At 64.3% G+C, this 24,170-nt stretch carries 20 protein-coding genes and 1 pseudogene; 16 read left to right on the forward strand and 5 right to left on the reverse strand.

The genetic code is table 11. From position 1 onward, the window contains the following. Positions 1 to 3: 3 nt before the first annotated feature. Entirely contained in the window at positions 4 to 1,251 is a 1,248-nt protein-coding gene (locus AB4Y32_RS15160) for an ABC transporter substrate-binding protein (protein ID WP_368722090.1), read from the reverse strand. 529 nt (positions 1,252 to 1,780) lie between these two features. Between AB4Y32_RS15160 and zwf the strand changes: the two genes are divergently transcribed. From zwf to AB4Y32_RS15175, 3 genes are all read left to right on the forward strand, one after another. Then, complete coding sequence (zwf, locus tag AB4Y32_RS15165) at positions 1,781 to 3,238, forward strand: glucose-6-phosphate dehydrogenase (RefSeq protein ID WP_368722091.1); 1,458 nt, start codon at positions 1,781 to 1,783, stop codon at positions 3,236 to 3,238. A gap of 251 nt (positions 3,239 to 3,489) precedes the next feature. After that, a complete protein-coding gene (pgl, locus tag AB4Y32_RS15170) occupies positions 3,490 to 4,197 on the forward strand; it encodes a 6-phosphogluconolactonase (protein ID WP_368722092.1) in 708 nt (235 codons plus the stop codon). After that, positions 4,175 to 6,091, forward strand: a complete 1,917-nt coding sequence (locus AB4Y32_RS15175) for a bifunctional transcriptional regulator/glucokinase (RefSeq protein WP_368722093.1) — start codon at positions 4,175 to 4,177, stop codon at positions 6,089 to 6,091. The genes pgl and AB4Y32_RS15175 overlap by 23 nt, the downstream gene beginning before the upstream one ends. A gap of 147 nt (positions 6,092 to 6,238) precedes the next feature. Here AB4Y32_RS15175 and AB4Y32_RS15180 read toward each other — a convergent pair whose 3' ends face one another. Continuing rightward, positions 6,239 to 7,462 (reverse strand): Bcr/CflA family multidrug efflux MFS transporter, encoded by a 1,224-nt coding sequence (locus AB4Y32_RS15180; RefSeq protein WP_368722094.1) that lies wholly within the window; start codon positions 7,460 to 7,462, stop codon positions 6,239 to 6,241. A gap of 217 nt (positions 7,463 to 7,679) precedes the next feature. Between AB4Y32_RS15180 and AB4Y32_RS15185 the strand changes: the two genes are divergently transcribed. The 8 genes from AB4Y32_RS15185 (at position 7,680) to AB4Y32_RS15220 (ending at position 15,224) form a co-directional block, all read left to right on the forward strand. Next, entirely contained in the window at positions 7,680 to 8,336 is a 657-nt protein-coding gene (locus AB4Y32_RS15185) for a hypothetical protein (protein WP_368722095.1), read from the forward strand. Positions 8,337 to 8,545: 209 nt separating this feature from the next. After that, positions 8,546 to 9,826 (forward strand): glutamate-1-semialdehyde 2,1-aminomutase, encoded by a 1,281-nt coding sequence (gene hemL, locus AB4Y32_RS15190; RefSeq protein ID WP_368722096.1) that lies wholly within the window; start codon positions 8,546 to 8,548, stop codon positions 9,824 to 9,826. 39 nt (positions 9,827 to 9,865) lie between these two features. Then, the gene (gene ribD, locus AB4Y32_RS15195; RefSeq protein ID WP_368722097.1) at positions 9,866 to 10,987 is read left to right on the forward strand and encodes a bifunctional diaminohydroxyphosphoribosylaminopyrimidine deaminase/5-amino-6-(5-phosphoribosylamino)uracil reductase RibD; all 1,122 of its coding nucleotides are present in this window, start codon (positions 9,866 to 9,868) and stop codon (positions 10,985 to 10,987) included. Between the two features lie 24 nt (positions 10,988 to 11,011). Next, on the forward strand, positions 11,012 to 11,626 hold the full coding sequence (locus tag AB4Y32_RS15200) for a riboflavin synthase (protein ID WP_368722098.1): 615 nt from the start codon (positions 11,012 to 11,014) through the stop codon (positions 11,624 to 11,626). Between the two features lie 127 nt (positions 11,627 to 11,753). After that, on the forward strand, positions 11,754 to 12,890 hold the full coding sequence (ribBA, locus tag AB4Y32_RS15205; RefSeq protein WP_368722099.1) for a bifunctional 3,4-dihydroxy-2-butanone-4-phosphate synthase/GTP cyclohydrolase II: 1,137 nt from the start codon (positions 11,754 to 11,756) through the stop codon (positions 12,888 to 12,890). A gap of 77 nt (positions 12,891 to 12,967) precedes the next feature. Beyond that, positions 12,968 to 13,486, forward strand: a complete 519-nt coding sequence (gene ribH / locus AB4Y32_RS15210) for a 6,7-dimethyl-8-ribityllumazine synthase (protein ID WP_087733837.1) — start codon at positions 12,968 to 12,970, stop codon at positions 13,484 to 13,486. Continuing rightward, a complete protein-coding gene (gene nusB / locus AB4Y32_RS15215; RefSeq protein ID WP_368722100.1) occupies positions 13,483 to 13,920 on the forward strand; it encodes a transcription antitermination factor NusB in 438 nt (145 codons plus the stop codon). The genes ribH and nusB overlap by 4 nt, the downstream gene beginning before the upstream one ends. Before the next feature lie 110 nt (positions 13,921 to 14,030). Then, positions 14,031 to 15,224 (forward strand): pyridoxal phosphate-dependent aminotransferase, encoded by a 1,194-nt coding sequence (locus tag AB4Y32_RS15220; protein ID WP_368722101.1) that lies wholly within the window; start codon positions 14,031 to 14,033, stop codon positions 15,222 to 15,224. 163 nt (positions 15,225 to 15,387) lie between these two features. On the opposite strand, the gene AB4Y32_RS15225 is transcribed toward AB4Y32_RS15220, so the two are convergent. Beyond that, entirely contained in the window at positions 15,388 to 16,587 is a 1,200-nt protein-coding gene (locus AB4Y32_RS15225) for a transglycosylase SLT domain-containing protein (RefSeq protein WP_368722102.1), read from the reverse strand. A 605-nt stretch (positions 16,588 to 17,192) separates the two neighbouring features. Here AB4Y32_RS15225 and AB4Y32_RS15230 point away from each other — a divergent pair. Then, complete coding sequence (locus tag AB4Y32_RS15230) at positions 17,193 to 18,770, forward strand: UbiD family decarboxylase (RefSeq protein ID WP_368722103.1); 1,578 nt, start codon at positions 17,193 to 17,195, stop codon at positions 18,768 to 18,770. A gap of 134 nt (positions 18,771 to 18,904) precedes the next feature. Beyond that, a complete protein-coding gene (locus AB4Y32_RS15235) occupies positions 18,905 to 19,582 on the forward strand; it encodes a LysE family translocator (RefSeq protein WP_368722104.1) in 678 nt (225 codons plus the stop codon). A 75-nt stretch (positions 19,583 to 19,657) separates the two neighbouring features. Here AB4Y32_RS15235 and AB4Y32_RS15240 read toward each other — a convergent pair whose 3' ends face one another. Then, positions 19,658 to 20,623, reverse strand: coding sequence for a threo-3-hydroxy-L-aspartate ammonia-lyase (locus AB4Y32_RS15240; protein ID WP_368722105.1), 966 nt, complete (start codon positions 20,621 to 20,623; stop codon positions 19,658 to 19,660). A 254-nt stretch (positions 20,624 to 20,877) separates the two neighbouring features. Then, the gene (locus tag AB4Y32_RS15245) at positions 20,878 to 21,156 is read right to left on the reverse strand and encodes a hypothetical protein (RefSeq protein WP_368722106.1); all 279 of its coding nucleotides are present in this window, start codon (positions 21,154 to 21,156) and stop codon (positions 20,878 to 20,880) included. An 807-nt stretch (positions 21,157 to 21,963) separates the two neighbouring features. On the opposite strand from AB4Y32_RS15245, the pseudogene AB4Y32_RS15250 reads away from it, so the two are divergent. From AB4Y32_RS15250 to AB4Y32_RS15260, 3 genes and pseudogenes are all read left to right on the forward strand, one after another. Then, positions 21,964 to 22,917 (forward strand): annotated as a pseudogene (locus AB4Y32_RS15250) (Rossmann-like and DUF2520 domain-containing protein). Positions 22,918 to 23,105: 188 nt separating this feature from the next. Continuing rightward, positions 23,106 to 23,426, forward strand: coding sequence for an EthD family reductase (locus tag AB4Y32_RS15255; RefSeq protein WP_368722107.1), 321 nt, complete (start codon positions 23,106 to 23,108; stop codon positions 23,424 to 23,426). A 159-nt stretch (positions 23,427 to 23,585) separates the two neighbouring features. Then, positions 23,586 to 24,149, forward strand: a complete 564-nt coding sequence (locus AB4Y32_RS15260) for a YggT family protein (protein WP_087733827.1) — start codon at positions 23,586 to 23,588, stop codon at positions 24,147 to 24,149. Positions 24,150 to 24,170 lie beyond the last annotated feature (21 nt).

Raw genomic sequence — 24,170 nt, forward strand, 5'->3', positions numbered from 1 at the left:
TGCTTACTTGGTCTTCGCAGCCTTCGCGAGTGCGGCAACCGCGCTCTTCGAGTCTTGCGACGAGTTCATGAACTTCGTCACGACGTCCGAGATCGCGCCTGCTGCTGCGTCCGGCTGAGCCATGCCGTGAGCCAGCGACGGCACATAGCCGCCCGACTTGATGGCCGTCTGTTCATCAGCGTAGGACTTCTTCGCGCAGTCGTCGAATTTATCCATCGACACGCCCAGGCGAACCGGGATCGAGCCCTTGTACAGGCTGAACTGCTCCTGGAAATCCGGGCTCATGATGGTCTTCGCGAGCGCCAGCTGGCCCGGCGTTGCCGCCTTCTGGCCCTTCTGCTGGAAGAACACGAACGAGTCGACGTTGAACGTGTACGACTTCTCCGTACCCGGCACCGCAGCACAGATGTAGTCCGAGCCAGCCTTCTTGCTCGCGTTCGCGAACTCGCCCTTCGCCCAGTCGCCCATGAACTGCATGCCGGCCTTGCCGTTGATGACCATCGCCGTCGCCAGGTTCCAGTCACGGCCCGTGCGGCCGCTGTCGAAATAGCCCTGGATCTTGCGGACCGTGTCGAACACCTGGACCATCTTGTCCGAAGTCAGCGTCTTCTGGTCGAGGTCGACGAGCGCCTTCTTGTAGAAGTCCGCGCCTTGCGACAGCACGACGTCTTCCCACAGCGTCAGGTCCTGCCACGGCTGGCCGCCCATCGCGATCGGCATGATGCCGGCCGCCTTCATCTTGTCGGCGACGGCGAAGAACTCAGGCCACGTGGTCGGCACCTTGCCGCCTGCCTTGTCGAGTGCCGCCTTGTTGATGTACAGCCAGTTGACGCGGTGCACCGAGAACGGCGCCGCGACGTAGTGGCCTTCCGCGTGCATGATCTTGTCGATTTCCGGCGGCAGGTTCTTCTTCCAGTCGCCAGCGACGGAGTCGATATTCACGAGCACGCCTTGCGATGCCCATTCCTGGATCAGCGGGCCCTTGATCTGAGCCGCGCTCGGCGCGTTGCCCGAGATCACCTGGGTCTTCAGCGCCGTCATGGCCGCTGCGCCTGCACCGCCTGCCACCGCGAAGTCCTTCCACGTGTAGCCCTGTTTCGTCATGTCGTCCTTCAACACGCCGACGGCCTTCGACTCGCCGCCCGATGTCCACCAGTGCAGCACTTCGACGGATTCGGCCGCCTGTGCCGTGGCGACGCCACACATCAGACCTGCGGCGCACAGGGCGCCCATGATCGCGCGGAATTTCATTGCTTATCTCCTCCAGACACCTGAACTAAAAACGAGTGGCCCCTGATGTCACCAGGGTGCGATGGTTGGTCAAACAGGCAATGCGCTGGACGGTCGAGCGTCGGACAGGCACGAGGTGAAGTGGATGTGCCGGCGTGCCGAGGTTCGGCCGCGTGACGCTCAAGAGATGAGTGGTTTGCAATGCAAGAACTGTCTCCTCTTCTGATTTTTGCCTGCTCCGCCTTCTGACTGCGGCGCGTTGCAGACTCGAGGTGGTCCGCGCACGTCATTCGCTGAAAACGCCCGTTTCGGCCATCGTGCGCCGCCTGCGAAAGGCACTCTGGCGCATGCCGGAACGCGTTGTCCGTTAACATGCAGGGAAGCTACGTGCACCGCGAAAAGGCGCTTGTTCACAAGCCCCGCACGCTTTTTTCGCCGAATTCACGTTACCTCTTGATTTGGATTGTAGTTAAACTACAATTCAGTGTCAAAAAAAATTTTATCGGACTACGGGCGCCTTACAGGCCCACCAGATATCCCACGGAGACTCATGCAAACCGACTCCAGCTTCACCTTCGTTCTCTTCGGCGGAACCGGCGACCTGTCGATGCGCAAGATCCTCCCCGCTCTGTATGAAGCGCACCGCGCGGGCATGCTCGAGGCGAGCGGCAAGATCATTGCCGTCGCGCGGCATGAGGAAGACCGTAACGGCTATCTGCAGTGGGTCAACGAACACGTGAAGGCGCACGTCTCGAAGAACGGCATCGACGAAAACGCGTGGTCGAGCTTTCTCGAACGCATCGAGTACGTGAAGCTCGATCTCGGCAAGGCCGAAGACTTCGTCAAGCTGCGCGACGCGATGCAGGACCTGCCCGGCACGCGCGTGTTCTATCTGGCGACGGGCCCGTCGCTGTTCGTGCCGATCTGCCGCGCGCTCGCGTCGGTGGGTCTCAACGAAAACGCGCGCATCGTGCTCGAAAAGCCGCTCGGCTACGACCTGCGTTCTTCGAATGCGATCAACGATGCCGTCGGCGAGATCTTCGCCGAAGGGCAGATCTACCGTATCGATCACTACCTCGGCAAAGAGCCCGTGCAGAACCTGTTGGCGCTGCGCTTCGGCAATGCGCTCTTCGAGCCGCTGTGGCGCCGCGAGTGGGTCGAGAGCATTCAGATCACGATCGCCGAAGAACTCGGCGTGGAAGCGCGCGGCGACTTCTACGACAATACGGGCGCGCTGCGCGACATGGTGCAGAACCATTTGCTGCAACTGCTTTCGATCGTCGCGATGGAGCCGCCGCATTCGATGGATTCGGATTCCGTCCGCGACGAAAAGCTGCGCGTGCTGCGCGCGCTGAAGCCGATCGATCCGCGCGACATCGGCAAGGTCGCCGTGCGTGGCCAGTATCATGCGGGCGTCATTCGCGGCGCGTCGGTGCCGGCGTATGCAACGGAACCCGGCGTGAAGACGGACAGCGCGACAGAAACGTTTGTCGCGCTGAAAGTCGAGATCGAGAACTGGCGCTGGGCGGGCGTGCCGTTCTTCCTGCGCACGGGCAAGCGGCTGGCCGATCGCGTCGCGGAGATCGTCGTGAACTTCCGCGCCGTGCCGCATTCGGCGCTGGGTTCGTCGGCGCCGCGGCCGGGCGCGAATCGTCTCGTGATCCGCCTGCAGCCGAACGAAACGATCCGCCTCTACTGCCTCGCGAAGAAACCGGGCGAAGGGATGAACCTGTCGAGCGTGCACCTCGATCTCGCCTTCGACCAGTTCTTCAAGGAAGGCCAGATGGAGGCGTATCAGCGTCTGCTGCTCGACGTGATCCACGGGCGTCTCGCGCTCTTCGTGCGTCGCGACGAACAGGAAGCGGCATGGAAGTGGGTCGAGCCGATCCTCAACGAGTGGGCCGCGTCGGGCAAGCCGAAGCCTTATGCGGCGGGCACGTGGGGGCCGGCGGCCGCAAGCGCGATGCTCGCGCAGCACGACACCTGCTGGCTCGAAGAAGAGAATTGACGAAGTACCGCGCGTTTTGTTTTGTCCTGCGATGATCGATGTCTTTGCATCGATCTTGCACCCGATGCGCCGCTTGCAGTACGGCATGAACGGCCGGACGGGAACCCGGTAAAGCAGATGACACCGGACCCGTCGCGGCAGCAGCGGGACAAGGCAGCATCGGGCAGCATCGGGCCGCGTCGGCTTTCGTGATCGCCGATGCCGCCCCCGCAGCACCTCAGATCTAACAAAGAAAGCAGCATGGAGGAGAAGTGATCGAGCTTCACGCTTTCGACGACCCGCGCGCCCAATCCGACGCGCTGGCGAAGGCGGTCGGCGACGCGCTACAGGCGTCGCTCGCCGCCCGTGCGAGCGCAACCCACGCGCACCCGACGACGCTTGCCGTGTCCGGTGGCACGAGTCCGCGTCCGTTTCTGCAAACGCTATCCACGCAGCCGTTCGACTGGAAGCGCATCGCCATCACGCTCGTCGACGACCGCTGGGTGCCCGAGACGGATGACGCGAGCAACGCGCGCCTCGCCCGTGCGACGCTGTTGCAGAACGCCGCGCGTGAGGCGACCTTCCTGCCGCTCGTCGACACGGCGCAATCGCTCGATGCTCATGTTGCCGCGTTGAATCGCGACGTCGCGCGCGGCGATCGTCACCTGCCCGATGTGGCCGTGCTCGGCATGGGCGAAGACGGCCACACGGCGTCGATTTTCGCGGACGCGCCCGAATGGGAGCACGCAGTTTCGACGGCCGATCCGTTCGTCGCCGTGCATCCCGGCGCCGCGCCGCATGCGCGCGTGAGCTGGTCGATGTCCGCGTTGAAGAAAATCGACCGGCTGTTCCTGCTGATCGCCGGTCAGAAAAAGCTCGACGTGCTCAAAGCCGCCGCAGCCGCCCCACAAAAAAATGCCATCTCGACGTTGGCGAACGACAAGGGAGTAAGACTCGATGTCTACTGGTGTGCAAACTAAGGCTGCCCCTGGCGCGGGCCAGCACGCCGACGGACCGAGGCTGCTTGCCGACATCGGCGGCACCAATGCGCGCTTCGCGCTTGAAACCGGTCCCGGCGAAATCACGCAGGTTCTCGTCTATCCGTGCGCGGACTATCCGGGTGTCGCAGAGGTCATCAAGAGGTATCTGAAGGACAGCAAGATCGGTCGCGTGAATCATGCGGCGATTGCGATCGCGAATCCCGTCGACGGCGATCAGGTCAGCATGACGAATCACGACTGGACGTTCTCGATCGAAGCGACGCGCCGTCAGCTCGGCTTCGACACATTGCTCGTCGTGAACGACTTCACCGCGCTCGCGATGGCGCTGCCGGGCCTCACCGATTCGCAGCGTGTGCAGGTCGGCGGCGGCACGCGCCGGCAGAACAGCGTGATCGGCCTGCTTGGACCGGGCACGGGCATGGGCGTGTCCGGCCTGATTCCCGCCGACGACCGCTGGATCGCGCTCGGCAGCGAAGGCGGCCACGCGACGTTCGCGCCGATGGACGAGCGCGAAGACCTCGTGCTGCAATACGCGCGCAAGAAGTGGCCGCATGTGTCGTTCGAGCGCGTTGCCGCTGGGCCCGGCATCGAAGTGATCTATCGCGCGCTCGCGGCTCGCGACAAGAAGCGCGTGCCCACGACGCTCGAAGTGTCGGAGATCGTCAAGAAGGGCCTCGACGGCGATCCGCTTGCCGCCGAGACAATCGACGTGTTCTGCGGCATCCTCGGCACGTTCGCGGGCAACATCGCGGTGACGCTCGGCGCGCTGGGCGGCATCTATATCGGCGGCGGCGTCGTGCCGCGTCTCGGCGAAGTGTTCGCGCGCTCGTCGTTCCGTCAGCGCTTCGAGGCGAAGGGCCGCTTCGAGGCGTATCTGAAGAACGTGCCGACGTACGTGATCACGGCGGAGTATCCGGCGTTTCTCGGCGTATCGGCGATTCTCGCGGAGCAGCTGTCAAATCGCGCGGGCGGCAGTTCGTCCGCCGTGTTCGAGCGCATCCGGCAGATGCGCGATGCACTGACGCCCGCCGAGCGCCGCGTCGCGGATCTCGCGCTCAATCACCCGCGCTCGATCATCAACGATCCCATCGTCGACATCGCGCGCAAGGCGGACGTGAGCCAGCCGACCGTGATCCGCTTCTGCCGCTCGCTCGGCTGCCAGGGTCTGTCCGATTTCAAGCTGAAGCTGGCGACGGGTCTGACGGGCACGATTCCCGTCTCGCACAGCCAGGTGCATCTCGGCGATACGGCGACGGACTTCGGCGCGAAGGTGCTGGACAACACCGTCTCCGCGATCCTGCAGTTGCGCGAGCATCTGAACTTCGAGCATGTCGAAACGGCCATCGATCTGCTGAACGGCGCGCGGCGCATCGAGTTCTACGGACTCGGCAATTCGAACATCGTCGCGCAGGACGCGCACTACAAGTTCTTCCGCTTCGGCATTCCGACGATCGCTTATGGCGATCTGTACATGCAGGCGGCGTCGGCGGCGCTGCTCGGCAAGGGCGATGTGATCGTCGCGGTGTCGAAGTCGGGCCGCGCGCCGGAACTGCTGCGCGTGCTCGAAGTGGCGATGCAGGCGGGCGCGAAGGTGATTGCGATCACGTCGAGCAACACGCCTTTGGCCAAGCGCGCGACTGTTGCGCTCGAAACCGATCACATCGAGATTCGCGAGTCGCAGTTGTCGATGATCTCGCGCATTCTGCATCTGCTGATGATCGACATCCTGGCTGTCGGCGTGGCGATCCGTCGTGCGGCGCCGGCCGCGGAAGTCAGCGCCGCCGTGACGAAGGCGCGCAAGGACGCCGACGACGATACGACGGCCGTGCTCGATTGGCTCAGTCACGGAGCGGCGGCCTCGCCGAAGGACTAGCCTGCGCCCGTGCTCGGGGCAGTGAGTTTCAGCAGTAAAAAAGCCGGACCTTTTGCCATTCAGCAGCAGGTTCGGCTTTTTGTTATTCGCCGATTCGCTCGCGCGTGAATTAGCGCGTGGTCTCGCGCGTTGTCTCGCGCGTGTAAGTCAGGCCGCAGAAGTCTGCGACACCGGCCGCCCATGCCAACGCATCACGAGGAACCGTCCGACGAAGCACAGCGATCCCGCGACGGCAATCGTCACGCCCATCCCTTGCGGCGAACCGTCATGCCACAGCCCGACGGCGAAGCTCGACAGCGCGCCGAGCGCAAGCTGCATCGCGCCGAACACGGCCGCCGCCGCGCCTGCATTCTGCGGATAGCGATGCATCAGATCGGTCGTGCAATTGGCCGACAGCACGCCGACCACGCCCACCACGAAGAACAGCCCGACGACGATCGACCACAGCCCGCCCCACCCCGTCAGACACATCAGCGCGACATACAGCGACGCGACGAAGCTGATCGCCGCGGCGACCGAGATGACGGGCAACGGCCCCGTGCTTCCGACGACGCGCGTGTTCACGAAGTTGCCGAGCATGATGCCGATGATGTTCAGCCCGAACAGAAAGCCGTAGTGCTGCGGCGACACATGGAAGTACTCGATATAGACGAACGGCGTGGCGGTGATGTACGCGAACATCGACGCGAACGCCATGCCACCGCACAGCATGTGCCCCCACGTGACAGGGTCCTTCAGCAGCGTGCCGTACGCGGCGAACGACTGGAGCACCGCGCCATGCGCGCGCTTCTCGCGCGGCCAGGTTTCCGGCACACGCATGAACGCGGTCGCGGCGCACAGAGCGCCGAAGATCGTCAGCGCGATGAAGACGACGCGCCAGCCGCCGAGCAGGAGCAACTGCCCGCCGATCAGCGGCGCAAGCAACGGCCCGATCGACGTGACGATGGCGAGCATCGACAGCACGCGGGCTGCGTCGGTCGGGCCGTGCGCATCGCGGGCGATCGCGCGCGCGAGCACGGAAGCCGCGCCCGCGCCGAGCGCCTGCACGAAGCGGAACGTGACGAGCGCGCCAATCGACAGCGACACCGCGCAGGCGATCGTCGCGAGCGTGTACATGATGATGCCGCCGAGCAGCACAGGGCGCCGCCCGTACGCATCCGACATCGGCCCATACAGCAGCATGCCGATCGAGAAGCCGAGCATGAAGCTGGTCAGCGTGCCCTGCGCCGCGCCCGCGCTGACGTTGAACGCCTGCGTGATCGACGGCAGACTCGGCAGATACATATCGATCGAAATCGGCCCGCACGCGGCCAGCGCGCCGAGCAGCAGAATCAGCCGGGCATCCGGCCGGGATCTGACGACGTGAGACATGGGAATCCAGTGAAAAGCGACGCGCAAAGATCGGTCGATGGGCGATCCAGCGGACCGTGCGGGGTCGCGGATACGGCCTGAGATTGTAACCGACGTTTAAATATCGCCCCGTTTGTCGCCGACCCGGCGCCCCGCTGCAGACAGGCCTAGGACAGGCCTTCGCCGCCTGATCGGTTAAGCTGGTCGTCCGTTTCTTCCACACTGACATTCGACGCAGATGACCGCCTTTCTGCTGATCTGGAGCCCCAGGAAGTGGCCGTGGCCCGAATTGCCGGACGTGGCAAAGCGCGTCGCGGCTGGCGAGGCCGTCACCGACGTCTGGGGCTGCGGCTTTTCGCGCAGCATCCTGCCGGGCGACCGCGTGTTCATTCATCGCGTGACGCTGGAGCCCAAAGGCGTGTTCGCGTCTGGATATGTGACGCGCGCCCCATACGAAGTGCCCGACGCGACCAAGAAGCGCGGCTACCGGCTGTGCATCGACTTCGTGTACGACTATCTGGTCGATGCACATCATGAAGTCGTGATCTCCCGCGACGAACTGCGCCAGCACCCTTACTCCGTCCAGACGTGGGACGCGCAAACCTCGGGCATCTCGATCAAGCCGATCGCCGAGGGCGCGCTCGAAAAGCGCTGGCTCGAACGGACGGGCAAGCGGCCGAGGCCTGCCGTCGCACCACATGCGGACGAGCCGGCGAAATCGACGAAGGAGCAAGCGACGCAAGCATGGAGCGAAGCGAACAAGGCGGCTGCCGGCAAACGCGCAGCGCGGGTCGCGATGTACTTCGGCAAGGCAAAGCGTCCAGGCGGCGCGCCCGGCGACGGCGAAGGCAATAACGGCGGCAACTCGGGCGGCAACCGCGGCGGTGGCACCTGAACGCATACGGCGGCGCCCCGTCGCGCCTTCCCGCTCACGGCCGATTCCACACGACTCCGGTACAATTTCGTGAGGCCATTCTTACGGTCGTGCGTTCGTTGCGCGCTTGCGCGTGCCCGTTCGCAGCGCATCGATACCGCCCTTGTACCGCACTCGCGCGAGTCGCAGCCATTCGGCGCGCGAGCCCAACCCAAGCAGGTCCAACGCTCATGTCCAGCAATCAAGAACTCTTCGACCGCGCCCAGAAAACCATTCCGGGCGGCGTCAACTCGCCCGTGCGCGCCTTCCGTTCGGTCGGCGGCACGCCGCGTTTCATCGAACGCGCGCAAGGCGCGTACTTCTGGGACGCCGAGGGCAAGCGCTATATCGACTACATCGGCTCGTGGGGGCCGATGATCGTCGGCCACGTGCATCCGGAAGTGCTCGAGGCCGTGCAACGCGTGCTGGTTAACGGCTTCTCGTTCGGCGCGCCGACGCAAGCCGAGGTCGAAATCGCCGAGGAAATCTGCAAGCTCGTGCCTTCGATGGAACAGGTGCGGATGGTATCGAGCGGCACGGAAGCGACAATGAGCGCGCTGCGCCTCGCGCGCGGCTTCACGAACCGCAGCCGCATCGTCAAATTCGAGGGCTGCTACCACGGCCACGCGGACAGCCTGCTCGTGAAGGCGGGCTCCGGCCTGCTGACGTTCGGCAACCCGACGTCGGCGGGCGTGCCCGTCGATATCGCGAAGCACACCACCGTGCTCGAATACAACAATGTCGCGGCGCTGGAAGAAGCGTTCAAGGCGTTCGGCAACGAGATCGCTTCCGTGATCGTCGAGCCGGTGGCGGGCAACATGAACCTCGTGCGCGCGACGCCCGAATTCCTCGGCGCGCTGCGCCGCCTCTGCACCGAATACGGCTCGGTGCTGATCTTCGACGAAGTGATGTGCGGGTTCCGCGTCGCGCTGGGCGGCGCGCAGCAACTGTATGGCATCACTCCGGACCTCACGTGTCTTGGCAAGGTGATTGGCGGCGGCATGCCGGCAGCGGCCTTCGGTGGACGGCGCGACATCATGGCCCATCTCGCGCCGCTCGGCGGCGTCTACCAGGCGGGCACGCTGTCGGGCAACCCCATCGCGGTCGCGGCGGGTCTCAAGACATTGCAACTGATCCAGGCGCCGGGCTTCTACGACACGCTCTCGCGTCAGACGACGCGTCTCGTGCACGGCCTCACGGAAGCCGCGCGCGAAGCGAAAGTGCCGTTCACCGCGGATTCCGTCGGCGGCATGTTCGGTCTGTATTTTTCGGCGAACGTGCCGGGCAGCTTCGCGGAAATCTCGCGCTGCGACGTGCCGCGCTTCAACGCGTTCTTCCACAAGATGCTGGATGCGGGCGTGTACTTCGCGCCTTCCGCATACGAGGCAGGCTTCGTGTCGAGCGCACACGACGACGCGATTATCGACGCGACCATCGATGCCGCGCGCGGCGCATTCAAGTCGCTCGCGTGAACCGCGTTGACGAAACATTGAACGGATAACGCCAAACCGATGTTCTCGCAGACCGATTTCGTCCACATGGAGCGCGCGCTGGCCCTCGCCTGGCGCGGCCTGTACACGACCGACCCGAATCCGCGCGTCGGCTGCGTGCTGGTGAAGAACGGCGAGGTGATCGGCGAAGGCTACACGCAGCCCGCCGGTCACGATCACGCGGAAATCCAGGCGCTGAAGGACGCACGCAAGCGCGGCAACGATCCGCGCGGCGCGACTGCTTACGTGACCCTGGAACCGTGCAGCCACTTCGGCCGCACGCCGCCTTGCGCGAACGCGCTGATCGAAGCGAAAGTTGCGCGGGTGGTCGCCGCAATGGAAGACCCGAATCCGCGCGTGTCGGGGCGCGGCCTGTCGATGCTGCGCGAGGTGGGCATCGAAGTGCGTTGCGGCCTGCTCGAAACGGAGGCGCGCGAACTGAACATCGGCTTCGTGTCGCGGATGACGCGCGGCCGCCCGTGGGTGCGGATGAAGGTGGCGGCGTCGCTGGATGGGCGCACGGGCTTGCCGTCGGGCGAGAGCCAGTGGATCACGAGCGAGGCGGCGCGCAATGACGGCCACGCATGGCGCGCCCGCGCGTCCGCGATCCTGACGGGCATCGGCACAGTGAAGGAAGACAATCCGCGCATGACCGTGCGCGCCGTCGATACAACGCGCCAGCCGCACCGCGTGCTGATCGACAGCCAGCTCGAAGTTCCGCCCGATGCGCAGATTCTCGCGGGCGCGCCGACGCTGATCTTCTGCAGCAGGCTCACGCCGCTGCTCGAAGAACGCGCCGCCGCGCTGCACGACCGTGGCGCCGAAATCGTGCCGCTCGCGAACGAGAACGGCAAAGTCGACTTGCCTAAGATGCTGGAAGAGCTCGGCAAGCGCGAAGTCAACGAACTGCACGTGGAGGCGGGCTACAAGCTGAACGGATCGCTGTTGCGCGAAGGCTGCGTCGACGAGCTGCTCGTCTATCTCGCGCCGAGCCTGCTCGGCAACGACTCGATGAGCATGTTCAATCTCGCCGCGCCGGGTTCGCTCGACGCGCGCACGCAACTCGAATTTCATGCCGTGGACCGGATCGGCAGCGACGTGCGGATTCTCGCGCGCCTGATGCCGAAGCCGCCCGGACACTGACGGATAGATATAGGAAACGACACGATGTTTACGGGAATCGTCGCGGCTGTCGGCCGCATCGCATCGATCAAGCCGCTCGGCAGCGAACCGGACGCGGGCGTGCGCCTGACCGTCGACGCGGGAGGCCTCGATCTGGAGGACGTGCAACTGGGCGACAGCATCGCGATACAGGGCGCGTGCATGACCGTGATCGAAAAGTCGTCGACCTCGTTCGACGTGGACGTCTCGCGCGAAAGCCTGAACCGCACGGCGGGCCTTGCCGATACGGGCGAAGTGAACCTGGAAAAGGCGCTGCGCTCGCACGACCGGCTGGGCGGCCACATCGTGTCGGGCCATGTGGACGGCCTCGGCACGGTGACGCGCTTTGCGCGTGTCGGCGAATCGCACGAGCTGCGCGTGCTCGCGCCGCGCGACATCGGCAGGTACCTCGCGTACAAGGGCTCGATCACCGTGAACGGCGTGAGCCTCACCGTGAATTCGGTGACGGACCTCCACGACGGTTGCGAGTTTTCGATCAATCTGATTCCGCATACTGTTGAAGTAACCACGCTGAAGGCGTTGAAGGAAGGCGCGAAGGTGAACCTGGAGATCGACCTGATCGCGCGCTACGTCGAGCGGATGCTCAACGCACCGAAGTAATTTCGCGTTCCAGTCTCGCGTATGTGAGCGTGGCTGAACATTCGTCCGAACGGCATATGCCGTTCGGACGGGCGACTTGCCGGGCGGCGTGGCGTAAAATACGCGCTTTCCCAAACTTCTCGCCAACATGACCCTCGCCTCCACCCTTGAAATCATCGCCGAGCTCAAAGCCGGCCGGATGGTGATTCTTGTCGACGAAGAAGACCGCGAAAACGAGGGCGACCTCGTCATCGCAGCTGAATTCATCACGCCGGAAGCGATCAACTTCATGGCCCGCTACGGCCGTGGCCTGATCTGCCTGACGCTCAGCCAGGAACGCTGCAAGCTGCTGAACCTGCCGCTGATGACGCACCGCAACGGCACGCAGTACGGCACGGCGTTCACGGTCAGCATCGAGGCGGCCGAAGGCGTCACGACGGGCATTTCGGCGGCGGACCGCGCGCATACCATCGCCACGGCCGTCGCGGCGAACGCGCGCGCCGACGACATCGTCCAGCCGGGCCACGTGTTTCCGATCATGGCGCAGCCGGGCGGCGTGTTGGTGCGCGCGGGCCACACGGAAGCCGGTTGCGATTTCACGGCGCTCGCAGGTCTCACGCCGGCCGCGGTGATCTGCGAAATCATCAAGGACGATGGCACGATGGCGCGCCTGCCCGACCTGCTGACGTTTGCACAAGAACACGGCCTGAAGATCGGCACGATCGCCGACCTGATTCACTATCGCAGCCGCACGGAATCGATCGTCGAGCGAGTGTGCGAACGCACGATGCAGACCGTGCACGGCCCGTTCCGCGCGGTGATGTACCTCGACCAGCCGAGCGGACAGCCGCACATGGCGCTGGTGCGCGGCACACCCACGCCCGAGCGCGAAACGCTGGTGCGGGTGCACGAGCCGCTGTCTGTGCTGGATCTGCTCGAAGTGGGCCGCTCCACGCACTCGTGGACGCTCGACGCCGCGATGAAGGAAATCGCCACGCGCGATCAAGGCGTAATCGTCCTGCTCAATTGCGGCGACTCGAAGGATCATCTGATCGACGTATTCAAGGCATTCGACGAAAAGAGCCGGGCCGAAGCGCTCAAGCGCCGCCCGGTGGACTTCAAGACGTATGGCATCGGCGCGCAGATTCTGCGTGAACTCGGTGTCGGCAAGATGCAGGTGCTTTCGACCCCGCGCAAGCTGGGCAGCATGTCCGGCTACGGGCTCGAAGTGACCGGCTTTGTACCGATGCCGGGCGGCGCGGCCGAAAAACCGCAAAACTGCTGAACGCTTCTACCGCTTCACGCTCAGTTACCGCTCAGTTTTCGCTAACCTGCGCTCAACCAACACACTACGGACCTCATATGGAAATCGGACAATACCAACCGAATCTCGACGGCGACGGTCTGCGCATCGGCATCGTCCAATCGCGCTTTAACGAACCCGTCTGCAACGGCCTCGCTGACGCGTGCATCGAAGAACTCGAACGACTCGGCGTGACGGGTGAAGACGTGCTGCTCGTCACCGTGCCGGGCGCGCTGGAAATCCCGCTGGCGCTGCAAAAGCTCGCGGAAAGCGGCCAGTTCGACGCGCTGATCGCGCTCGGCGCGGTCATCCGCGGCGAGACGTATCACTTCGAACTCGTGTCGAACGAGAGCGGCGCGGGCATCTCGCGCATCGCGCTGGACTTCGGCATCCCCGTCGCGAATGCCGTGCTGACGACCGAAACGGACGAACAGGCCGTCGCGCGCATGACCGAGAAGGGTCGTGACGCGGCTCGCACCGCTGTCGAAATGGCGAACCTCGCGGTCGCGCTCGAGCAGCTGGACGGCGACGAGGACGAGGAAGGCGAAGACGAGGACGACGAAGAGGAACGGGCATGAAGAGCGCACGCCGACGCTCCCGCGAACTGGCCACGCAGGGGCTCTATCAGTGGCTGCTGTCGGGTTCGCCGGCAGGTGAAATCGACGCCCAGCTGCGCGGCGCCCAGGGTTTCGACAAGGCCGACCACGACCATCTGGACGCCATCCTGCATGGCGTGATCCGCGACTCCGAAGCTCTGACCGCGGATCTCACGCCGTGCCTCGACCGCCCGATCGACCAGTTGTCGCCCGTTGAACGCGCCGTGCTGCTGGTCGCCGCCTACGAGCTGAAGAATCAGGTCGACATTCCGTATCGCGTCGTGATCAACGAGGCCGTGGAGCTGGCAAAGACCTTCGGCGGCGCGGACGGCTACAAGTACGTGAACGGCGTGCTCGACAAGCTGTCGGCGAAACTGCGCGTCGCCGAGACGCAGGCGGCCGCTCGCAAGCAGTGAGCGTGGCTGGCTTCAGCCATAGCTGATGCAGGCGGGCCCGGTATAACGCCGGCCCGCCTTTGTTTTTTTGCGCGGCTGTCTTTGCGCTCAGTTTGAACTGGACTCATCGAATGAACAGCATCACCGAACCTCTCGTGAAACTGGCCGCCCGCGTCGACGCGATCCAGCCGTTCTACGTGATGGAACTGGCCAAGGAAGCGGGGCTGCTGGAGCGCGCGGGGCGCGACATCATCCATATGGGTATCGGCGAGCCCGACTTCACGGCGCCGGAACCCGTCATCGTGGCCGCGACGGAGGCGTTGCGGCGCGGCGTCACGCAGTACACGAGCGCGCTCGGCATTCATGCGTTGCGCGACGCGATCGCCGGTCATTACAAGCACGCATACGGGCTCGATATCGATCCGGCGCGGATCGTCGTCACGGCGGGAGCGTCGGCGGCGCTGCTGCTGGCGTGTGCGGCGCTCGTCGATCGCGATGACGAAGTGCTGATGCCCGATCCCAGCTATCCGTGCAACCGCCATTTCGTCGCCGCCGCCGAGGGCAAGCCGGTGCTCGTGCCGAGCGGCCCGGCCGAGCGTTTTCAGCTGACGGCAAGCGACGTCGAGCGTCTGTGGAACGAGCGTACACGCGGCGTGCTGCTCGCGTCGCCGTCGAATCCGACCGGCACGTCGATCGAGCCGGCCGAACTGAAGCGCATCGTCGAGACAGTCCGCGCGCGCGGCGGCTTTACGATCGTCGATGAGATCTATCAGGGCTTGAGCTATGACGCGCCGCCCGTGTCGGCGCTTTCGTTCGGCGACGATGTCGTCACCGTCAACAGCTTCTCGAAGTACTTCAACATGACGGGCTGGCGGCTCGGCTGGCTCGTGGTGCCGCCGGCGCTCGTCGGCGCGTTCGAGAAGCTCGCGCAGAATCTGTTCATCTGTGCATCGGCGCTCGCGCAACATGCCGCGCTGGCCTGCTTCGAGCCGGAAACGCTCGCGATTTACGAATCGCGCCGGTTGGAGTTCAAGCGCCGCCGCGATTTCATCACGCCTGCGCTCGAATCGCTAGGCTTCACTGTGCCCGTCATGCCGGACGGCGCGTTTTACGTCTACGCCGACTGCCGCAGCGTCGCGCATCCGGCCGCGGGCGATAGCGCCGCGCTGACCAGGGCGATGCTGCACGACGCGGGCGTCGTTCTCGTGCCTGGCATGGACTTCGGCTCGTACCAGCCGCGCGAATACATCCGGCTGTCGTACGCGACCGCGTATTCCAAGCTCGAAGAGGCTGTCGAGCGTCTGCGCACGCTGTTCGGCAGTTGATCCCGGCGACACGGAGCCGCGCGTGAGGCGGCTCTCGTCGAGCGGAAGAACCGGACGCCGATGCGGCAGAAACCGGCGAGACAATGACAAAGGGCACCCGTAGGTGCCCTTTCTTTCTGCTCGATGCCTAGTCTATGCGCTTCTTACTGCGCTCCTTCCGCGATCAAGCGCCCAGTTCCGGCTGCTGCGTCGCATGCTTCGCCGTGTTCGCGCTCGCATCGTCCTGTTCCGAATCCTTGATCGCCGGCGTCTGCGCCGTCTTCGCCTGGGCGAGCGGATGACCGTCGAGCGTCGCCTGCACGCGCTTGTTCGAAGCGTTCGACGCTGCTGCCGACGTCGAGTTCGAGGCCTGCACAGTGGCGGGCGCCTGCGGCGAGTTGATCGGTACCTTGCGGCCGCGCGCGATGTCGCGCAGACGCGTACGCTCGGCCATCACCTTCGCGCCATAGCCGCCGTCATCCGGTGACGTCGAACCGACGTACAGACGCAGACCGCCCGGCAGCGAGCCGCCGCGCGCGATGCAATCCTTCAGCACGATCGCACCGACCTTGATGTTCGCGAGCGGCTCGAGCGCCGCCGACTGGCCGCCGAAGTAGCGGAATTTGTCCGAGTGAACCGTCGACATGACCTGCATCAGGCCCTTCGCGCCGACACCGCTCTCCGCATACGGATTGAAGCCCGATTCGATCGCCATCACGGCGAGCAGCAGCAGCGGATCGAGACCGACTTCGCGACCCGTGTCGAACGCGGCCTTCACGAGCTCGCTGACAGGCTCCTGAGCGACGCGATAGCGGCGCGAGAGGAAGGACGCGACGAGGTCCTGCTCACGTGTGGAAATCAGCACGCGGTCGTCGCGGGCATCCGCCGCCACGCGTTGCGACGGAATCATCGAAGCGATCGTGCCCACGCTCGGCAGCGTGCGCGGATCGAGTCCGTTCAGCGCGGCCGACGAAAGGCCCGTGCTCGCCGGAGCTGAAAAACTGGAGTTGTCGCCTGCAACGCTGAAGCCGGCGTCAGCGGCCTTGGCCGGGCCGTTGGCGTTGTCTCCCGTATTCGACGACGTCGAGAGCGTATCGTCCTGAGGCGCCGCATTGCCGCGCTGTGGCGGGGCGAACGACGGCAGCGGATTGCCCTGCAGCAGACGGGCGGGGCCAGCCTGCACGGCGGTCGAGATGAAAGGCATCAGCCGCGTGGCCAGCATGAGGCGCCAGCCGGGCATCAGCCACAGCGAGAGTGCGAACAGGACTGCGAACCCGCCAACTACGCTGAATAGATGATGACTCAAACGCGTCCCCTGACGCAGCGCGCCGCGCATGACCTGCGCGATCCGCTCGTTGGGACGCCATGATAACCAGGCGTTCATTCAGATCTCCCATGTTGCTGGCCCTGCGAACGCCGTAAAAACGACCGGCTTGGGACTACTGTTCGCAAAACCAAGACGCCGCGTGCTCTGGTTAAGGCAACGACGACGTCGGGAAAACGGCAAAAAGTACCGTTGGGGAGCCAAAAACCTGAAAAAGGGCCGCCTGCATGCCCAAAGGCACGCATTCGGTGGCTCCCACGCGAAAAACCAGCGTCGAAGTGCGCTGGTGGAGACTACTTGTGACCGTCAATACCGTGCAGGGGGCGGTAAGAGTGACGCGTTGCGTCTGAGGACCGGGGGACGGTGGTAAAAACTATCAATTCCCTGCAACCAATGTGACCGGATTCTAACAGGGTTTTATAGATCGTCAACACTATAAAAGTCCGAATTTATAACCAATTGTAATTATGAACGGTGTTCAGGGAGCGCAATCCCACTGCGGAAGGGCTTTTCCAGCCGATCTGCATTTTCTCTATTCAGCGTGCGCTTCCTAACGCATGTAAAATCGACAATCCGTTCGGCATGGCGGCGCATTTCTGCGCCGTCTGCTCTCGCCACTGTTTTCAGCTCTTGCGCCCGCCGCTTCGCGGCCGCCAACCGGACCGATGAAATACAAAGACCTGCGTGACTTTGCGAGCCGCCTCGAATCGCTCGGCGAGTTGCGCCGCATCCCGCAAAACGTGTCGCCCGTTCTGGAAATGACCGAGTTGTGCGACCGCGTGCTGCGCGCCGGCGGCCCAGCGCTGCTGTTCGAGTCGAAGCAGCGCCATGCGTTCCCGGTGCTCGGCAATCTGTTCGGCACGCCGCGACGCGTCGCGCTGGGCATGGGCATCGACGCCGCCGCGCAAGGCGACGCGAGCAGCGATCAGGCGTCGCTGGAGTCGCTGCGCGACGTCGGGCGTCTGCTGTCGGCGTTGAAGGAGCCGGAGCCGCCCAAGGGCCTCAAGGACGCGGGCAAGTTGCTGTCGCTCGCGAAGGCGGTCTGGGACATGGCGCCGAAGACCGTCAACGCCCCGCCCTGCCAGGAAATCGTCTGGGAAGGCAACGATGTCGATCTGGCGAAGCTGCCCGTTCAGACCTGCTGGCCCGGCGACGCCGGGCCGCTGATCACATGGGGCCTCACCGTCACGCGCGGCCCGAACAAGACGCGCCAGAACCTTGGTATCTACCGCCAGCAGGTGATCGGCCGGAACAAGGTCATCATGCGATGGCTCGCGCATCGCGGCGGCGCGCTCGACTTCCGCGAATTCGCGCTGAAGAACCCGGGCAAGCCGTATCCCGTCGCCGTCGTGCTCGGCGCCGATCCGGCGACGATCCTCGGCGCAGTCACGCCCGTGCCCGACACGCTATCCGAATATCAGTTCGCCGGACTGCTGCGCGGCGGCCGCACGGAGCTCGCGAAGTGCATCACGCCGGGCGTCGACACGCTGCAGGTGCCCGCGCGCGCAGAGATCGTGCTCGAAGGCTTCATCTATCCGCAGGAAGGCGAGCCGGCGCCCGCGCCGGATGGCGCGCCGCCGCGTCCGTCGAAGGGCGCGAGCGCCGCTTACGAGCATGCGCTCGAAGGCCCGTATGGCGATCACACCGGCTACTACAACGAGCAGGAGTGGTTCCCTGTCTTCACGATCGAGCGCATCACGATGCGCCGCGACGCGATCTATCACTCTACTTACACGGGCAAGCCGCCCGACGAACCCGCCGTGCTCGGCGTCGCGCTGAACGAAGTGTTCGTGCCGCTGCTGCAAAAGCAGTTCGCCGAGATCACCGACTTCTATCTTCCGCCCGAAGGCTGCAGCTACCGGATGGCGATCGTGCAGATGAAGAAGAGCTATCCGGGCCACGCGAAGCGGGTGATGTTCGGCGTGTGGAGCTTCCTGCGGCAGTTCATGTATACGAAGTTCATCGTCGTCGTGGATGAAGACGTGAACATCCGCGACTGGAAGGAAGTGATCTGGGCGATCACGACGCGCATCGACCCGTCGCGCGATACGGTGCTCGTCGATAGCACGCCGATCGACTATCTGGATTTCGCGTCGCCCGTCGCGGGTCTCGGTTCGAAGATGGGCCTCGACGCGACCAACAAATGGCCGGGCGAAACCGACCGTGAATGGGGCCGGCCGATCGTGATGGACGACGCCGTGAAGGCACGCATCGATAGTCTGTGGAACGAGCTCGGTCTTTGAGTCGCGCGGTTCGCGAACCTGAACTCAGCGGCCGGATTTTGACGCATTCAGGTTCGCGAAATCGCAAAGGCGAAGCGTCGTTCGCATCCCGCGTTGCCTTGAACAACAACAATTCATTCTGAGCGGTTGGTCGGATGCATAGCTTGTCGATGTTGTCGGACGGTTTTTTTCTGTCGCTGTCGTTGTGCCTCGATATCGGTCTCGTCAACGTCGCGATCATTTCGCTGACGTTGTCGCATGGCTTCAGGCCCGGTTTCTGGCTCGGGCTCGGCTCGTGTTTCGGCGATCTGCTGTATGCGGCGCTCGCCCTCGCAGGTATGGCGGCGCTGTTGCAATTCGAGTCGGTGCGCTGGGTGGTCTGGATCGGCGGCGCGGCCATTCTGCTGTTCCTCACGTGGAAGATGGCGCGCGAAGCGTTGTTTCCCGCCTCCGCGCCGCCCGTCGAAGGCGAAGCCGACCCTTCGACGCCGCATCTCGATCCAAAGCGCGGCTTCGTGCGCGGCGTGTTGCTCGCCATCTCGTCGCCGAGCGCGATCCTGTGGTTCGCGGCCGTGGGCGGCGCGCTGATTGCCAAAGCAGGCGCGACATCGGTGACGACGGCACCGGTGTTTCTCGGCGGCTTTTTCCTGGGCGGCTTGTGCTGGACGCTCTTCGTATGCGGGCTCGCGAGCCACGGACGCAAGCGCGCGGGCACGGGCCTGCTGCGAGTCTGTCACGTGCTGTCGGCGTTGCTGTTCGCGTACTTTTCGTACAGCGTGATCGTCAACGGATACCGCGATCTGATCGTGCAGACGGCGCACGCGGCGAGCTGACCCGCCGCTCGCGTCCCACGCATCGATACGCTGACGGCGTTCGAGCGATACCCGTCAGCGTTGCCTCGGAGAACCTCAGCGCAAGAACTCGCCCAAGCGCTGCAGATCCACATTCCCGCCGCTGATCAACACGCCGACGCGCTTGTCTTCGACGGGCACCACCTTCTCCAGCACGGCCGCCGCCGCGAGACATCCAGTCGGCTCGACGACGATCTTCATCCGTTGCGCGAAGAACTTCATCGTGTCGACGAGTTGCGCGTCGCTGACCGTCACGATCTGCTCGACGTTGCGCTTGATGATTGGAAAGTTGTAGTTGCCGAGATGCGTGGACGCCGCGCCATCGGCGATCGTATGCGGCACATCGATATGCACGATTTCGCCTTTTGCGAGCGACTGCTGACCGTCGTTGCCCGCCTCCGGCTCGACCCCGATCACCCGGCACTGCGGACTCAACGCCGCCGCGGACAACGCGCTGCCCGCGAGCAGCCCGCCACCGCCCAGACAGACGAACAGAAAGTCGAGCGGCCCCGTTTCGTCGATCAGTTCCTTCACCGCCGTGCCCTGTCCCGCGATCACGTGCGGATGGTCGTACGGCGGAATCAGCGTCATGCCGCGCTCTTGCGCGAGACGCCGGCCGATCTCTTCGCGGTTTTCCTTGTAGCGGTCGTAGCTGATGACTTCGCCGCCATAGCCTTTCGTCGCGGCAACCTTGGCGGCAGGCGCGTCGTGCGGCATCACGATCGTCGCGTGAATCCCGGCGAGCCGCGCCGACAGCGCGATGGCTTGCGCGTGATTGCCCGATGAATACGTCAGCACGCCCGCCGCGCGTTGCTCGGCATCGAAGTGGGAAATCGCGTTGTACGCGCCGCGAAACTTGAACGCGCCCATGCGCTGGAAGTTTTCGCACTTGAAGAAGAGCGATGCGCCCGTGCGCTCGTTCGCCGTGGTCGACGTGAGCACCGGCGTGCGATGCGCGATGCCCTCGATGCGCTGGGCGGCGTCGACGACATCTTCGTAGGTGGGAACGGACAACGCGTGCATGGGCGGATGACTCCAAGGCTTGAGAAAGCGCTTATTCTCCCAGCTTCCGCGATGTATGTGCGTACGGGACGCACCGGACGTGCGGGCCGAATCGCCCGAAGCTCGTAGGCGAAATTCACAAGCAGATCAAGTCACAAGCCCCAAAGTCACAGGCCGAAATGCAAACGGCGCAACGCGGCGTCGAGCCGGCGTTGCACCGTTGTACAAGTTGGCGCGCGCAGCGGTTGAGCTGCGCGGCGAACAACTATACCGCGTTAGTACCGGTAGTACGGGCGACCCCAGTACCCGTGGCGATAGTACGGACGGTGATAATACCCGCCGCCCACTACGACTGCCGGCGCGACCACGACGGGCGGCGGCGCGTAATACACCGGCGGCGGCGCGTAATACACGGGCGGCGGCGCCGAATAGACGGGATAAGCGGGAGCGACGGGCACACCGATGCCGATACCCACCGACACGTGAGCCTGGGCCGCAGTGGTCAATCCAACCCCGAGTACGGCAGCAGCGATAAACGGAACGATCTTCTTCACTTGTATCTCTCCTGGCGGCACGGCCCTGTTATTGACCGAGTCGCATGACGGACATGCTCTGATTCCAATCTATCGAAAAAGCCCGCGCGCCGTAGTCTGTATTTGTTGCAAATTGCAATTGCGGGAAAGCGGTTCGTCAACCGAGGCTTTTCATACGTCTGCTAGATGGCCTTCGCGGCATCGAAAATCAACGATTTTGCCGCCAATCCGCTGTTGATCGGGCAAGTTGACCGTGTCGGCCGATCACGCTCCGCGCACTTCGGTAATCTTTGATTACAAATTCGCGCAGCGCCGTTGCTGGCGCGCGTCACACGGCGCTCGACGCGCCCACGACCGCCAACGAAAAACGCCTGGCGGCTGGCCAGGCGTTTTGCATGATCCGATACGAACGAACGTCAACCGACTTTCACATACGTGAATTCGCGGGTGACGTTCGGCGGTACGTACGCACCACTGATCTTGACCCGAGGGCTGAGGCGCTTCCTCTGATCCCACCAGCAGCGGCGTTGAGAATGCGTGAGGAACCGTAAGTGCTTTCGGTAAGAAAAGATACTCATCGTGACCTCCCGAATCTGACTGCGAGATATTAAAAACTAGGGTGACTGCTCATCCGCTCCGACGGAAATCGCCAAGCAGTTTTCGCGCCTATTTGCTCGTACTATGCTTTCGTGCGCCTCGCCAACGGCACCGGGAGTGCCAGTCAACCGCGAAATGCACATCTGCATGCGCCCAAACCACCTACGAAAGCCGCCAGTTCTCGCCCGCTATTATTTGAGGGCGATCCTCCAGCTTCCTTCTTCAGTCCCGTTGGGAGCAGGAAACGTATCCCAGCCCTCCTTGCCGCGCCCTGGTTCGTCGGTGCGGGCCGGATCGCGCGGTGTCTTGCGCTCGGCTTCGCACGCGCCGGGTATCCCGTCACGGCCATTGCGAGCCGCACGCCGGAATAGGCACGGCGGCTCGCCAGTCAGATCGGATTCTGCGCCGCGTATGACGAACCCCAGCGGGTCGTCGAGTCGGCGGACAAACTCTTTTTAACCATCCCCGATGACAGCATCGGTACGACAGCGAACACACTCGATTTCTCCTGCCACGCGGTCCCGCCGAGAGGTGCGTGGGCCGTCGTGCATTGCAACAGTGCGTCGCCCGTCGAGCTGCTTGCCCCCGGCTCGGAACCAGGGCGCGTTGAACAGCAATCTTCATCCACTTTACCTGTTCAGCGTCGATTTGACAGATGTCGATCGCATCGCTGGCTACTCCGTGACGATCGAAGCCGAAGGCGCGCTCCAGGACGATCTGATAGCGCTCGCCGCCGCACTGCGCCGCCATCCGCTGTCGATTCCGCCGGGCGGTCGCCCGCTGTATCACGCGGCAGCACATTGCGCCGCCAGCTTCACCTTATGCAGTCTGGCTGAGAACGTAAACCTGTGCCGCAAGCCGGGATTCGACGAAAACGATGCGCTGCGCGCGCTGTTGCCGATGATGGCCGGCATGCTCGAAACGGCGCGCGACAGAGAGCTCGGCAACGCGTTTGGCGGGACCGGTTTCAAGCGGCGAGGCGCGCGTGGTGGAAAAGCAACTGTCGCTGATGGAACAATTCGGCGGCGATCACGCGGCGCTTTTCGGCCGATGTCGCGACGGGCGGTGGCGCTCGCGCGCGCCCGGGCGACGCCGCCCGCCGCCATCGACGCGCTCGGCGCGGCCGTCGAGCGGTCGCTCAACCGTACGCTGAAAGGCGCGGCGACAGGTGCAAGCGCCGAGTAAGCCGTGATAATGTGACGACCGGCATCAACGGGACCACGGCGACTTGCGCACATCCATCGGAGCATCGGAGTCGCAGGCCATATCGCCGCCCGTCCGGCCAGCACGACCAGGACCAACACGCGCGCAACGACGCGATCAGGCGCACTGCGCCTCACCCGCGCTTCGTGAGCAACCGACGAGAACGCACAATGATCAAGGTCAGCATCCTCTATCCGTATCGGGAAGGCGGACGTTTCGACATCGACTATTACTGCGGCACGCATATGCCGCTCGCCGCGAAGCTGTTCGGCGCATCGCTGAAGGGCTGGTCGGTCGATGCCGGCATCAATGCCGGTCCGCCAGGCTCGCCGCCGCCGTTCGTCGCCGCGGGGCATTTTCTGTTCGATACCGTCGAGGCGTTTTACGCGGTCTTTAAACCCGCCAGCGACACATTGCTCGCCGACATTCCCAACTACACGGACGGCGGCAACGGCACAATCCTGATCAGCGAAGTCAAGGTCGCCGTCTGACGCGGCCGTCTGCGCAGCGCCGCCGCGAGCGGCATGCGCGAGCATTCTGGCGAGCCGCGCGGCGTACGGCGCGCGCTCGGGGTTTCCAACCGTCCGCCGGCTTGCCGGCGTCATGCGTCCCGCTTCGCGCGAGACGTCTTCTGAAGGAAAGGATCGACGATGTTCGGCGATATCGCCCGTTTTCTGCTCAATACCATCTTCACGCTGTTCGGCGCGGCCCTGCTGCTGCGCGCGTGGCTCCAGTTCGTGCGCATGCAGCCGTACAACCCAGTGTCGAGCGCCGTGCTGCAAGTGACCAACTGGCTCGTGCTGCCGTTGCGCAAGATCATCCCCGGCGTGCGCGGCATCGACTGGGCGAGCATTGTCGCTGCGCTGATCACGTCGATTGTCTACGTGGTGCTGATGGTGGTGATCGTCGGCGTCGATCCGCTCGGGCTGATGCCGTCGCTTCTGATCGTCGCACTACTGACCGTCGTCAAGTGGGCGTTGAACCTGCTGATCTGGCTGACGATCCTGATGGCGCTGCTGTCGTGGCTCAATCCCCGCTCGCCCGCGATGCCGATCCTGTATGAGCTGACGGCGCCGTTTCTCGACCCGCTGCGCAAGATCATGCCGCGCCTGGGCGGCATCGACCTGTCGCCGATTCTGCTGTTCGTGATCGTGCAAGTGCTGCTGATGGTCGTGACGCGGGCCGCCGTATCGCTGACGCTGTTCGGCATCTGACCGGTTCGTGTCCCGCGCCGG

It is taken from the genome of Paraburkholderia phymatum (genome assembly GCF_040965635.1).
Classification (GTDB): domain Bacteria; phylum Pseudomonadota; class Gammaproteobacteria; order Burkholderiales; family Burkholderiaceae; genus Paraburkholderia; species Paraburkholderia phymatum_B.

Excerpts from the sequence above, each read along its gene's own strand:
- ribH (WP_087733837.1), top strand. The coding sequence starts at position 12,968 with ATGGAAATCGGACAATACCAACCGAATCTCGACGGCGACGGTCTGCGC.
- AB4Y32_RS15230 (WP_368722103.1), top strand. The coding sequence starts at position 17,193 with ATGAAATACAAAGACCTGCGTGACTTTGCGAGCCGCCTCGAATCGCTC.
- ribBA (WP_368722099.1), top strand. The coding sequence starts at position 11,754 with ATGACCCTCGCCTCCACCCTTGAAATCATCGCCGAGCTCAAAGCCGGC.
- AB4Y32_RS15235 (WP_368722104.1), top strand. The coding sequence starts at position 18,905 with ATGCATAGCTTGTCGATGTTGTCGGACGGTTTTTTTCTGTCGCTGTCG.
- zwf (WP_368722091.1), top strand. The coding sequence starts at position 1,781 with ATGCAAACCGACTCCAGCTTCACCTTCGTTCTCTTCGGCGGAACCGGC.
- AB4Y32_RS15220 (WP_368722101.1), top strand. The coding sequence starts at position 14,031 with ATGAACAGCATCACCGAACCTCTCGTGAAACTGGCCGCCCGCGTCGAC.
- AB4Y32_RS15255 (WP_368722107.1), top strand. The coding sequence starts at position 23,106 with ATGATCAAGGTCAGCATCCTCTATCCGTATCGGGAAGGCGGACGTTTC.
- ribD (WP_368722097.1), top strand. The coding sequence starts at position 9,866 with ATGTTCTCGCAGACCGATTTCGTCCACATGGAGCGCGCGCTGGCCCTC.
- AB4Y32_RS15260 (WP_087733827.1), top strand. The coding sequence starts at position 23,586 with ATGTTCGGCGATATCGCCCGTTTTCTGCTCAATACCATCTTCACGCTG.
- hemL (WP_368722096.1), top strand. The coding sequence starts at position 8,546 with ATGTCCAGCAATCAAGAACTCTTCGACCGCGCCCAGAAAACCATTCCG.
- AB4Y32_RS15180 (WP_368722094.1), bottom strand. The coding sequence starts at position 7,462 with ATGTCTCACGTCGTCAGATCCCGGCCGGATGCCCGGCTGATTCTGCTG.
- AB4Y32_RS15240 (WP_368722105.1), bottom strand. The coding sequence starts at position 20,623 with ATGCACGCGTTGTCCGTTCCCACCTACGAAGATGTCGTCGACGCCGCC.
- nusB (WP_368722100.1), top strand. The coding sequence starts at position 13,483 with ATGAAGAGCGCACGCCGACGCTCCCGCGAACTGGCCACGCAGGGGCTC.
- AB4Y32_RS15185 (WP_368722095.1), top strand. The coding sequence starts at position 7,680 with ATGACCGCCTTTCTGCTGATCTGGAGCCCCAGGAAGTGGCCGTGGCCC.
- AB4Y32_RS15200 (WP_368722098.1), top strand. The coding sequence starts at position 11,012 with ATGTTTACGGGAATCGTCGCGGCTGTCGGCCGCATCGCATCGATCAAG.
- AB4Y32_RS15225 (WP_368722102.1), bottom strand. The coding sequence starts at position 16,587 with ATGAACGCCTGGTTATCATGGCGTCCCAACGAGCGGATCGCGCAGGTC.
- AB4Y32_RS15175 (WP_368722093.1), top strand. The coding sequence starts at position 4,175 with ATGTCTACTGGTGTGCAAACTAAGGCTGCCCCTGGCGCGGGCCAGCAC.
- AB4Y32_RS15160 (WP_368722090.1), bottom strand. The coding sequence starts at position 1,251 with ATGAAATTCCGCGCGATCATGGGCGCCCTGTGCGCCGCAGGTCTGATG.